Genomic DNA, 12,148 nt, shown 5'->3' with positions numbered 1-12,148 from the left:
ATCGCCCTCCCCGTTCGAAATGGGCGAGAGACGCCCCATCGTTTGCCAGGGTAAGACTTCGTTAAGCCCCGCCCGTCAATCTGGCCCTCATCATCTTGTCGAAGGGCTACCGAATGTCGGGTCTACCTGCCTCAGCGGCGAACATCATCTGGCGTGAGAGTCGCGACGATCGCGAGCGAGCCACCCTCGAGCGCTTCATTGCCGACACCTACCGGCAGCAGCATGGCGCCGCGATCGCCCAGTTCGCGCCACGGCTCTACGGGCTGTGGGAAGGCGATCGACTGCAGGCAGCGGTCGGCGTTCGCCGCGCCGACGCCTCGCCCTTCTTCCTCGAATGCTATCTGGAAACCCCCATCGAGCATGCGCTCTCCGCCGTGCTGGATCAGCCCGTCGAGCGCACCGCACTGGCGGAAATCGGCAACCTGGCGGCGCGGCGCCCGGGCATGATGGTGGCGCTGATCCGGGCACTGATCGATTCGCTCGTCGCCGAGGAGTGCCGCTGGCTGGCGTTCACCGCGACGGCGACGGTGCGCAACGGCTTCCGACGCCTCGGTCTCGACGTTCACCGCGTGGCGGAGGCCGACCCGACCCGTCTGGGCGACACCCGAGGCGACTGGGGCAACTACTACCTGCATCGGCCCTGGGTCATGGGTGGCGACCTGATCGCCGCCTGGCACCGGCTCGCCCCGGCCCAAGGCGGCATCGTCACCACTACCGTGCCAGCCGCGGCCCCGCATCTCAAGGAGATCGATCATGCGTGAGCGCTTTCTGGACCATCTCCGCAGGCTGGGCAATGACGCTGCAGACCGCACCGCCCTGGAGGACGAGACCCGGTCGATCCGCTACGGCGACCTGATGGCGCTCGTCGATTCCCGCGCACGACAGCTGCGTCGACTCGGCAGTCAACGCGTCGGCCTGGCGCTGGACAACGGCATCGAGTGGGCGCTGTGGGATCTGGCAATGATGCAGGAAGCCATCGTCAACGTGCCGTTGCCCGGCTTCTTCACCCCGGCGCAGTCGACCCACCTGGTGGCCCAGGCAGGTATCGACACCCTGATCGGCCCTGCGCCACTGGCGAGCGCGCTGGGTTTCGACCCCATCCCGGACGCCAGCGCCGACACAGACGCCACGCTCTGGCAACGTCGCGGTATCTCGCCACCACCGGGCTTGCCCGCAGGCACGCACAAGATCACCTTCACCTCGGGCACCAGCGGTACCCCAAAAGGGGTCTGCCTGAGCAGCGACAGTCAGCTCACGGTCGCCGAGAGTCTCGCCGGAGTCGCCGCCAGCGTCGACGTGCGCCGACACCTGGCGATACTCCCGCTGGCGACACTGCTGGAGAACATCGGCGGCATCTATGCGCCACTATGGCTTGGAGGCAGCATCAGCCTGCCGTCGCTGGCCTCCCTTGGCTGGCAGGGCGCCAGCGGCTTCGACAGTGCCAGCGGCTGGCGCGTCATCAGCCGCCAGGCGCCGGACAGTCTGATTCTGGTGCCGCAACTGCTGTCGGCGCTACTCACCCGGCAAGGCGATACGCCCATCGGCTTTGGCCGCTTCTTCGCCGTCGGCGGGGCGGCGGTGTCGCCCGCGCTGCTGGCACGCGCGGAGGCCGCCGGCTGGCCGGTGTTCGAGGGCTACGGTCTCTCCGAGTGCGCCTCCGTCGTCACCCTCAATCGTCCCGGTGAAGCGCGCCTCGGCAGCGTCGGACGGCCGCTGCCTCACGTCGAGGTCAGACTGGCCGACGACGGCGAGGTGCTGGTCCAGGGCAATCTGATGCTGGGCTATCTGGGTGACAGCGCTCCGGCGCCGGCGGTCTGGCCCACCGGCGACCTGGGTGAGTGGGACGGTGAGGATCTGAGGCTCAAGGGGCGCCGCCGTCAGGTCTTCATCACCGCCTACGGTCGCAATGTCGATCCGGCCTGGGTCGAGGCCGAACTGACCGCCGAACACGCGATTGCCCAGGCCTGGGTGAGTGGTGAAGCGCAGCCTGTCAACCGCGCCCTGCTGGTACCGCGGGGCGACTGGGTCAACGACCGCCAGATCGAGGACGCCGTGGCCAGTGCCAACGCCCGATTGCCCGACTACGCGCGTGTCTCGCTGTGGCAGCGCAGCGCCCCCTTTACCGCACAAAACGGTCTGGCGACCGCCAATGGCCGGCTGCGCCGCGACGCCCTGGCCGACCACTACCACACCTGGCTGACCAGCCCGGCCTATCCATCGGCGGATGCCTAGGAGATCCGCCTACGTCTCAGGAGACGACATCATGTCCCCCTACGAAACACTGCAACACGCCACCGCCAGTCATCGCCAATGGCTGCTCGACACGCCGGTCATCCGCCAGGCGCTGGCAGGCGACATCACCCGAGAGATCTATCTGGCGTTTCTCGGCCAGGCCTATCACCACGTCAAGCAGACCGTGCCGCTGATGATGGCCTGCGGCGCACGTCTGCCGTCACGCCTCGAGTGGCTGCGCGGCGCGCTGGTCGAGTACATCGAGGAAGAGTACGGCCACCAGGAGTGGATCCTGGACGACATCCGGGCGCTGGGCGGCGACGCCGACGCCGTCGCCAGCGCTACCCCGGCGCCGGCGACCGAACTGATGGTGCGCTACGTTCGTGACGTGATCACCCACGACAATCCGGTCGGCTTCTTCGGCATGGTGCACGTGCTGGAGGGCACCAGCACCGCCATCGCCACCCAGGCCGCCGAGCAGATGCGGGACGGCGCGGGTCTCCCCGCCGACGCCTTCCGCTATCTCGAGTCCCACGGCAGCCTCGATATCGGTCATCTGGCGTTCTTCGAGGAGCAGATCAACCGGCTCGACGATCCCGCCGACCTGCAAGCCATCATCGATGCCGCCAACATGGTCTACCGGCTCTACGGCGCCATGTTCCGCAATCTCCGCCAGGATGCAGGCGATGTCGCCAGCCACGAGGGCCTGAGCCATGCGCTGGTCTGATCGCCGCATCCTGATCACCGGCGCCAGCGGCGGTATCGGACGGGAGCTGGTGGCCCTGCTGGCGCAGCGCGGCGCGCGGCTACTGATCGTGGGGCGCAACCCCGGCGTGCTGACGGAACTGACGACGCTGGCGCCAGAGCGCATTCGTGCGCTGTCCGCCGATCTGACCAAGCCCGAGGATCGTCGTCGGGTGGTCGAGACCGCGGAGGAGACGCGCATCGACATGCTGGTCAACGCCGCCGGGGTCAATCACTTCGGGCTGTTCGACGAGCAGTCCCCGGCGGCGGTCTCGTCGATGGTGGAGCTCAACGTGACAGCCACCCTGCTGCTCACGCAGGCGCTGCTACCGCGACTGCTGCACGAGAACAGTGCCTGGATCGTCAACCTCGGCTCCGCCTTCGGCGCCATCGGCCACCCCGGCTACACCGCCTACTGCACCACCAAATTCGCCCTGCGCGGGTTCAGCCAGGCACTGCGCCGGGAACTGGCCGACACGCCGGTCCAGGTGCTCCACATCTCGCCCCGGGCCACCCGCACCGGCATGAACAGCGACCGCGCCGACGCCCTCAATGCCGCGCTGGGCAACCACGTCGACGAACCTGCCCAGGTCGCGGCGGGCGTGATTCGCGGCATCGAGACCCAGGCTCGTGATCGGCAGCTCGGTTGGCCGGAGTGCCTGCTGGTCAGGTTGAACGGGATCCTGCCCGGCATCGTCGACCGCGCGCTCAAGAAGCGGCTGTCGACGATCCAGCAGCATGCGCGTCGCCCCTCCCCATTGTCATGATTCGTACACGGAGATCACCATGACAGCACACCGCTTCCTGAAGGTACTGGCTCTCACCACGGCACTCGCCACGACGTCGGGCATCGCGCTTGCCGGCAGCCCGGTAGGACTGGCGGCCGAGCCCCCGACGGCGCCGGCAGCGGGTGCGGCGTCGACGACAGCGGTCGCCGCGGGTCTGCACGAGCTCCAGAGCCGCTGGGCCAACATCCAGTACCAGACGCCGGCAGCGCGGCGCGCCGATGCCTTCGAGCAGCTCTACCAGCGCGCTCAGGCCCTGCTGAAAGCGCAACCCGGTAGCGCGGCGCTGCACACCTGGGCAGGCATCATCCGAGGCTCCCAGGCCGGTGCGGAGGGCGGCCTGGGCGCGCTCTCCCTGGCCAAGGAGGCACGTTCCGAGTTCGAGCAGGCACTATCGATCGATCCGACGACGCTGGACGGCTCGGCCTATACCAGCCTGGGCACGCTCTATCACCAGGTGCCCGGCTGGCCGCTGAGCTTCGGCGACGACGACAAGGCGCGCGAGCTGCTGCGGAAGGGCTTGAGTCTCAATCCCGACGGGATCGACAGCAACTACTTCTGGGCCCAGTTCCTCCACGACGAGGGCGACGATGCACAGGCCCGCCAGGCGCTTGAGAAAGCCATGGCCGCTGCGCCGCGTCCCGGTCGGGAAACGGCCGACGCCGGGCGTCGTCGGGACATTCAGGCATTGCTGCAGGAGATCTAGACGCCCGTCCCGTTCCAACGTCCGGGAAACCGGAATCAAGGGGAGGTCGGCAGCGAGTATCGGTTGCATTCATCGCGACAGCCCTCATGATGGAGATCATGAGGGCGCTAACGAGCGTCCATCCATTTCCTGACGGGAACGCTCATGTCACGACTTGCCGATACTCCTCTCTCGGTGCTGGATCTGGCGCCGATCACGCGCGATGGCACGGCGGCGGAGACTTTCCGCCGCAGCGTCGACCTGGCCCAGCAGACCGAGCGTCTGGGCTACAACCGCTACTGGCTGGCCGAGCACCACAACATCGACGGGATCGCCAGCGCGGCGACCAGCGTGCTGATTGGCCATATCGCCGGGGCGACCTCGACTATGCGCATCGGCAGCGGCGGGATCATGCTGCCCAACCATCCGCCGCTGGCGATCGCCGAGCAGTTCGGCACGCTGGCGACGCTCTACCCGGATCGCATCGACCTCGGCCTCGGCCGTGCGCCGGGCTCCGACGGCATCACCATGCAGGCGATGCGTCGCGACCCCCGCGCCGGGGTCAACGATTTTCCCGATCGCCTCGACGAACTCCGTCGCTACCTGGGCGACACCGTGCCCGGCCAGCGGGTACGGGCAATTCCCGGTGAAGGCACCCATGTGCCGATCTGGCTGCTCGGCTCCAGCGGCTACAGTGCCCAGCTCGCCGCCAGACTCGGGCTGCCGTTCGCCTTCGCCGGTCAGTTTGCCCCCGGTTACATGATCGAGGCGCTGCATCTCTACCGTGAAGGCTTCCAGCCAGGCGTGCTCGACAAGCCCCACGCGATGATCGGCATCCCGTTGATCGCCGCCGACACCGACGAGCGTGCACGCTTTCTCGCCACCACCCAGCAGCAGAAATTCCTCAATCTGATTCGCGGCAAGAGCACGCGGACCCAGCCACCGGTGGAGAACCTCGACTGGTCGCCCCAGGAGCAGGCCATGGTGGCCCAGAACCTGGGCGCCGCCGTCGTCGGCGGGCCCGAGAGCGTACGCCAGCAACTGGACGAGCTGCTGGACCGCACCGGCGCCGACGAGATCATGGTCAACACCGACTGTTTTGATCACGCCGAACGGGTGAAGTCCTACGAGATCCTGGCGGATGTCTGGAGGAAGGCGTAACCGACCCACGCCGTGACTCGCGGCTTTAAAACGCTCGACCCACTCCTCGTTACAGAGGACGTCTCTGGTCAGGGGGACGCGGCGGCGTCTTCAAGACAGCGCTGAGCGGAAGGCGCCAAGCCGGGTCGCGCGACATGGATGTCGCGCGAGGCGCGTCAGGACATGGATGTCCGTACGCGCCGACCCTAAGCGCAGGCGCTTTCCGCTCAAGAATTCGCGGTCTTGCGACGCCAATAGAGGGGGAGCGGCGAGGGGGCGAGCGTTAAGCCCCCTCGCCAATCAACGGTGAGGATGGCTAATTCACGGTCAGTGACTCACTCTTCACTCGGGAATCAGCCAGGTCCGGTCCAACAATAAAAAACACCCGGCATATGGCCGGGTGTCTCTGCATCGAGCTTGAAAGAGAAGACTTAGCCCAATCGCTTGGCCAGCAAACCTTCCAACTTCTTCTGATCGGCGGCGAAGGTGCGGATACCCTCGGCCAGCTTCTCGGTCGCCATGGCGTCCTCGTTGTGCTCCCAGCGGAACTGCGCTTCGCCGATCGGGTCGAGACGCTGGGTACCGCTGCCTTGGTCGGTGATCTTGCGCGTCACTTCCCCGTCCGTCGAGGCGAGCTCCTCGAGCAGCGCCGGCGAGATGGTGAGGCGATTGCAGCCGGCCAGCGCCCGGATCTGATCGGTGTTACGGAAGCTGGCACCCATGACCACCGTGTCGTAGCCGTACTGGCTGGCGTAGTCGCACACACCGCGCACGAACTTGACGCCCGGGTCCTCGTCCGGCGCGTAGGACTCGGTGCCGGTGGCCTTCTTGTACCAGTCGGTGACGCGACCGACGAAGGGCGAGATCAGATAGACACCGGCCTCGAAGCAGGCCCGGGCCTGGGCGTCGGAGAACAGTAGCGTCAGGTTGCAGTTGATGCCTTCCTTCTCGAGCTTTTCGGCGGCGCGAATGCCTTCCCAGGTCGAGGCCAGCTTGATCAGCACCCGATCCTTGGAGACGCCCTGCTTCTCGTAGAGATCGATCAGGTGATGGGCCTTGTCGATGCTCGCCTTCTCGTCGAACGAGAGCTTGGCCGCCACCTCGGTGGAGACCCGTCCGGGCACCAGCTTGGTGATCTCGGTGCCGATGGCCACCGACAGACGGTCCACGGCTTCCTCGACGCGGGCATCGGCGTCGCTGACGTCGGACTTGACCGCCGCCAGTGTCTCGTCGATCAGCGCCTGGTAGCCCTCGAGATCGAAGGCCTTGAGGATCAGCGATGGGTTGGTGGTCGCGTCATGCGGCTGGTAGCGACGAATGGCATCCAGATCGCCGGTATCGGCAACCACCATGGAAAGCTGTTTGAGAGAGTCGAGTTGCTGTGTCATGAATCGCTCCATCGTTGTGGCGTGTGATTGCATCCCGTCGCAATCCTGATTCTGAAAGCATAACACCGATGCGAGGCCGTCGCCGTGCCCCACGCCGTGTTTCCGGTCGTCGATGACCAGGGTCGCTGCTGGTCGGACAGGATGCCCGCGAGGTGGGATTCCCGCGAAGAATCACCGCCCGGATCCTGTCTTCATGAGGGGGAGAGACGGTGATTTCAATGCCCCTCCCCTGCTGGAACGGGCGGCTATCAGGCGATGCCGTACTCCCGGCTCAGCGCTTCCCGATAGCGCCGGTAGATGCCGTCGTAGCTGGCGACCGTTTCCGGCCGTGGCCGGGTCAGTGTCGCCTCGTCCAGCCGGACCCAGTTCCGGCAGAGCTGATCCAGTGCCACCTCGGACTCGCGATCGTCGCACCAGCGTGCCTGAATGGCGCCCCCGAAGGCCGCGGCTTCGGTGACTTCCGGACAGACCACTTCGAGATCGAGCACGTCGGCGACGATCTGACGCCAGACCGGACTCTTCGCGCCGCCACCGACGAGACGAATCTGGGTCGCCTCGCTCGCCAGCGGGCCGAGCAGCTCGAGCCCGTAGCGCAGCCCGAACGTGGCGCTCTCGACCGCCGCGCGGCACAGGTTTTCCGGCGTGGTGTTGAAACTGGTCATGCCGCTCATGCTGGCCTGCGCCTGCGGCAGCGCCGGCACCCGCTCACCACTGAAGAACGGCAGCAGCGTGATGCCGCCCGCCCCCGGTTCCGCCTTGGCCACGGCACGGTTGAAACCGTCGATGTCGAGCCCGACCAGCTCCCGCAACGTCGTCGTGGCCGAGGTCACGTTCATGGTGCAGATCAACGGCAGCCAGCCACCGTGACTGGCACAGAAGTTGGCCACCATGGCGTTGTCCGGCACCACCGGTTCGCCGGAATGAACGGCGATGGTGCCTGAGGTGCCGAGACTGATCGTGACCCGTCCCGGCTCGATGTTGCCGGTGCCGATGGCGCCCATCATGTTGTCGCCGCCGCCGCTGGAGACGATGACGTCGTCGCTGAGGCCCAGCTCACGGGCCAGCGCCGGCCGCACCTTGCCCACCGCCTCGCGGGAGTCGATCAGTCGGGGCAGCACGCTGTCGAAGTCGAGTTCCGGGGCGATGATCTCGAAGGCATCGCGCCGCCAGGTACGCGCCCGGGTATCGAAGTAGCCGGTACCCGCGGCGGCGCCCGGTTCGGCAACGCGCTCGCCGGTCAGCCAGAAGTTGAGGTAGTCGTGGGGCAGCAGCAGCGTGGCGATCCGGCGATAGGCCTGCGGATGGGTCTCGCGCAGCCAGGCGACCTTGGAGGCGGTATAGCCGGTCTGCAGCACCAGTCCCAGCTTGTCGATGCAGCCCCGCTCGCCGCCGAGCCGGTCGATCAGTCGTTCGTTCCACTCCGCGGTCTCGGTGTCGTTCCAGAGCTTGGCCGGGTGCACCGGTACGCCGTCGCCATCCAGTGCCACCATGCCGTGCTGCTGACCGGAGATGCCGATCGCGCGAATGGTCTCCGCCCCGACACCGGCATCCTTCAACGCCTCGTCGAGCGCACCACGGAACGCCTCGGTCCACTCCTCGACACGCTGCTCCCGCCGTCCGTGGTCGCCCTGCTCCAGCTTGTGGGGTCGTGAGGCCTCGCCGACGATGCGACCGTCGCTGCCATCGACCACCACCACCTTGGTGCTCTGGGTGCCACAATCCACGCCGATATACATCACATCCATCCCTTGATCAGTTCCGTCGAGACCGGCGCCAGCGCCGGCCTCATCCCGTCGACCGCCGCGGTCAATTGGCGACCAGGTGCTCGACGCAGGCCCGTGCGCCATCGCGGTAGAGACGATCCAGCGCATCGAGATAGGCCGAGCGGAACCGCTCGTCGTCGGCCAGATCCCCGAACAGCTGACGGTTCTCGATGAACGCGGTGGGCTCGTCGCGGTTGCGCTTGGCGATCGCCATCAACTCGTCCTTGAGGCGATCGACCACCGCGATCGGCTCGCCCTGCTCGTCGGCCCCCTCGGCATAGCGCGCCCAGCTCGCGACGACCGCCGCGCTGCGATGGATCTCCCCTCCCTGGGCCAGCTGCTCCCGAATCACCGGCAGCAGCCACTTGGGAATGCGATCGGAACTCTCGGCGCAAAGCCGCGCCAGGGTGTCCTTGATCTCCGGATTGGCGAAGCGCGCGATCAGGGTGCGCTTGTAGTCGTCGAGATCGACCCCCGGCACCGGCCGCAGCGTCGGCGTGCCCTCGCGGTTCATGTAATCGAGCAGGAAGTCGACGAACAGCGGGTCCTGGCACACTTCATGGGCGTAGCGATAGCCGGCCAGGTAGCCGAAATAGGTCAGTGCCTGATGGCTGGCGTTGAGCAGGCGCAGCTTCATCAGCTCGTAGGGCATGACGTCCTCGACCAGTTGCACGCCTACCTGGTCGTAGGCCGGACGGCCAGCGTTGAAATGGTCCTCCAGCACCCACTGGGTGAAGGGTTCGCAGACCACCGGCCAGCGATCCTCGATGCCGAACCGGCTTCCGATCTCCTCGATGTCGGCATCGGTGGTCACCGGCGTGATGCGATCGACCATGGAGTTGGGAAACTGGACGTTGGCATCGATCCAGTCACCCAGTTCAGCGTCACGCGCCCGGGCATAGGCCACGAACATCTTGTGCGCGACTTCGCCGTTGCCCTGGATATTGTCGCAGGACATCACCGTGAACGGCTCGATGCCCCGCTCGCGGCGTCGCGCCAACGCCTCGGCGACGATGCCGAAGGTGGTCCTGGGCGTCTTCGGCGAGGCCAGGTCGTGCTCGACATCGGAGTTGCCGAGATCGAACTCGCCGGTGACGTGGTGGAAGTTGTAGCCGCCCTCGGTCACCGTCAGCGAGACGATGCGAATCTTCGGATCCGCCAGCAGCTCCAGGGTGCCTTCGATATCGTCCGGCGCGTAGCGATAGTCGATGATCGAACCGATGACCCGCGCCTGGTACTCGCCTTCGGGATGCTTGATCACCAGGGTATAGAGATGATCCTGGGCGGAGAGCGCCGCCTGCATGCGACGATCGCCGGGCATGACCCCGACGCCGACGATGCCCCAGTCCAGCGCCTCGCCCCGGTTCATGAGGTCGTCGAGATACATCGCCTGGTGGGCGCGATGGAAGCCGCCGACACCGAAGTGCACGATGCCAGGCGTGACCTGGGCCCGGTCGTAGGACGGCTTGGCGACGCTGCCATCGAGCTGGTCGAGCGCCGCCGAATTCAACGATGCCATAACGTTTCTCCTGAAAAAGTCACTGCCGTGGGTGATCTTGCGAACACGCCACGGTATCGGTCAGGCTTCCGCGGCCGAGGGCGCCGCCGTCGACTCGCGGGCGATGGCCAGTTCGCTCTCGCTGTCGAACAGATGCAGCTTGTCGCTATCGCAGGTCAGCGTCAGCGTGTCGCCGAGCTGCACCTTCCGATGGCCCGGGAGCTGGGCCGAAACGGCGTGCTCGCCCACGCTGAGTTGCACCATGGTCACCGCGCCCAGCGTCTCGACCACATCCACCGTGCCCTCGATACGATTGGTCGCGTCCGCATCGCTCAGGCGAAGATGTTCCGGGCGGATACCGGCCCAGACGTCCACCGCCCCCCGCGACGCCATGGTGGCACGATGGGCAGCGTCGAGGGAGAGCCGATAGCCATCGCCGCTCGCGACACCATCGACATGCTTGGCGGGCAGGAAGTTCATCGAGGGATTGCCGATGAATCCGGCCACGAAGCGGTTGGCCGGGAACTCGTAGAGATTGATCGGCGTGTCGATCTGCTGGATCTTGCCATCCTTCATCACCACGATGCGTTCGCCCATGGTCATCGCCTCGACCTGGTCGTGGGTGACGTAGAAGGTGGTGACGTTGAGGCGCTTGTGCAGCTTGACGATCTCGGCGCGCATGTCGACGCGCAGCTTGGCGTCCAGGTTGGAGAGCGGCTCGTCCATCAGAAAGACCTGAGGATCGCGCACGATCGCCCGGCCCAGCGCGACACGCTGACGTTGCCCGCCGGAGAGTTCGCGCGGCTTGCGTTCGAGCAGATGCTGGATGCCCAGCGTCTGGGCCGCCTCGTCGATCTTCTGCTTGATCTCCTCGGCCGCGTCTTTCGCTATGCCTTCCTTGATCGCCTTAGGGGCGCTCTCCACCAGCTCCTTGGCCTCCTTGAGACCGAGACCGGTGATGACGCGCACCTCCTTGATGACCTGGATCTTCTTGTCGCCGAACGAGATGAGGACCACGTCGAACTCGGTCTTCTCCTCGGCGGCTGCCCCGGCGGGCGCGGCGGCGGCCACTGCCACCGGCGCTGCTGCGGACACGCCCCACTTCTCCTCGAGGAGCTTCGCGAGCTCCGCGGCTTCCATGATCGTGAGGCCGGAGAGCTCATCCACGATCGCGTTCAAATCAGCCATTTCTTCGACCCTCTGCCTTTCCAGGCCCGGTGAATCGGGCGTTTCTGGCGGACGTCGTCCGCGAATCAACCTTCTTCGCTGCCGCGTGCCGACAGCACGCGGGCGATCTGTGCGCCGGGCTCCGACGCGAGCCGCACCAGCTTGGTGGCGGACGCCTGCAGCAGCCCGACGAGCATGCCGCGCAGCTCATCCAGCGACGGCAGCGTAGCGAGCGTCCCGATCTCGATGGGCTCGACGGCCCGGCCGTCCAGCACGCCGGCCCGCAGCTCGAACACCTCGTGCTCCTTGGCGAAGTCGACGAGGATCTTCGCGAGGCCCACCGGGTCGCCGTAGGAGATGGCGACGGCGGTCGGGCCCGCGAAGCTCTCGGCCAACTCCGCCGCGGGCGTGTCCGTCACCGCGCGCCGCGCCACGCTGTTCTTCATGACCCGGTACTCGTAGTCGCCGGCGCCCTCCTTGCGGATGCGGCTCCGGAGCTGATTGGCCGACGTCACATCGATGCCGCGGTAGTCCGCCACGTAGACGCAGGTGGCCCGCCCGAGCTTCTCGCGAAGCTCGTCGACCTGCTGCTCCTTCTGCGCTCGGGTCAGCACGCCTCGTCCTCCTAGGCCGCCGCCTGCACACTCGACGGATCGATCCGGAGGCCCGGACCCATCGGGGTGGAGATGGAGATCTTCTTGAGATAGATGCCCTTCGAGACCGCCGGCTTCGCCTTGCCCACCACG

General features: G+C 66.7%; 11 protein-coding genes. 6 read left to right on the top strand and 5 right to left on the bottom strand.

Annotated elements, in window-relative coordinates:
• Positions 1–113: 113 nt before the first annotated feature.
• The 6 genes from AC3AYF_RS11870 (at position 114) to AC3AYF_RS11845 (ending at position 5,607) form a co-directional block, all read left to right on the top strand.
• Positions 114–761 carry a thermostable hemolysin gene (locus tag AC3AYF_RS11870; protein ID WP_487779771.1) on the top strand — a complete coding sequence of 216 codons (648 nt, stop codon included), beginning with the start codon at positions 114–116 and terminating at the stop codon, positions 759–761.
• Positions 754–2,232 (top strand): AMP-binding protein, encoded by a 1,479-nt coding sequence (locus tag AC3AYF_RS11865; protein ID WP_487779770.1) that lies wholly within the window; start codon positions 754–756, stop codon positions 2,230–2,232. Before AC3AYF_RS11870 ends, AC3AYF_RS11865 begins: the two co-directional genes overlap by 8 nt.
• Positions 2,233–2,263: 31 nt before the next feature.
• Positions 2,264–2,959, top strand: a complete 696-nt coding sequence (locus AC3AYF_RS11860) for an iron-containing redox enzyme family protein (protein ID WP_487779769.1) — start codon at positions 2,264–2,266, stop codon at positions 2,957–2,959.
• Positions 2,946–3,743, top strand: coding sequence for an SDR family oxidoreductase (locus tag AC3AYF_RS11855; protein ID WP_487779768.1), 798 nt, complete (start codon positions 2,946–2,948; stop codon positions 3,741–3,743). The genes AC3AYF_RS11860 and AC3AYF_RS11855 overlap by 14 nt, the downstream gene beginning before the upstream one ends.
• Positions 3,744–3,762: 19 nt before the next feature.
• Positions 3,763–4,467: a hypothetical protein gene (locus tag AC3AYF_RS11850; protein ID WP_487779767.1), complete on the top strand. Its 705-nt coding sequence runs from the start codon at positions 3,763–3,765 to the stop codon at positions 4,465–4,467.
• A gap of 144 nt (positions 4,468–4,611) precedes the next feature.
• The gene (locus AC3AYF_RS11845; RefSeq protein ID WP_487779766.1) at positions 4,612–5,607 is read left to right on the top strand and encodes an LLM class flavin-dependent oxidoreductase; all 996 of its coding nucleotides are present in this window, start codon (positions 4,612–4,614) and stop codon (positions 5,605–5,607) included.
• Positions 5,608–6,017: 410 nt separating this feature from the next.
• Here AC3AYF_RS11845 and tal read toward each other — a convergent pair whose 3' ends face one another.
• The 5 genes from tal to rplJ form a co-directional block, all read right to left on the bottom strand.
• Positions 6,018–6,974, bottom strand: coding sequence for a transaldolase (tal, locus tag AC3AYF_RS11840; protein ID WP_487779765.1), 957 nt, complete (start codon positions 6,972–6,974; stop codon positions 6,018–6,020).
• A 248-nt stretch (positions 6,975–7,222) separates the two neighbouring features.
• A complete protein-coding gene (xylB, locus tag AC3AYF_RS11835) occupies positions 7,223–8,710 on the bottom strand; it encodes a xylulokinase (RefSeq protein WP_487779772.1) in 1,488 nt (495 codons plus the stop codon).
• A 70-nt stretch (positions 8,711–8,780) separates the two neighbouring features.
• Positions 8,781–10,256, bottom strand: a complete 1,476-nt coding sequence (locus AC3AYF_RS11830) for a mannitol dehydrogenase family protein (RefSeq protein WP_295041099.1) — start codon at positions 10,254–10,256, stop codon at positions 8,781–8,783.
• A 60-nt stretch (positions 10,257–10,316) separates the two neighbouring features.
• Positions 10,317–11,423, bottom strand: a complete 1,107-nt coding sequence (gene rplL, locus AC3AYF_RS11825) for a 50S ribosomal protein L7/L12 (RefSeq protein ID WP_487779764.1) — start codon at positions 11,421–11,423, stop codon at positions 10,317–10,319.
• 65 nt (positions 11,424–11,488) lie between these two features.
• Positions 11,489–12,016, bottom strand: a complete 528-nt coding sequence (gene rplJ, locus AC3AYF_RS11820) for a 50S ribosomal protein L10 (protein ID WP_487779763.1) — start codon at positions 12,014–12,016, stop codon at positions 11,489–11,491.
• Positions 12,017–12,148 lie beyond the last annotated feature (132 nt).

The sequence above is a fragment of the Salinicola sp. genome (assembly GCF_982684285.1).
Note: the sequence above shows the minus strand (reverse complement) of the source record. Positions and strands in the feature narration are given on the sequence as shown.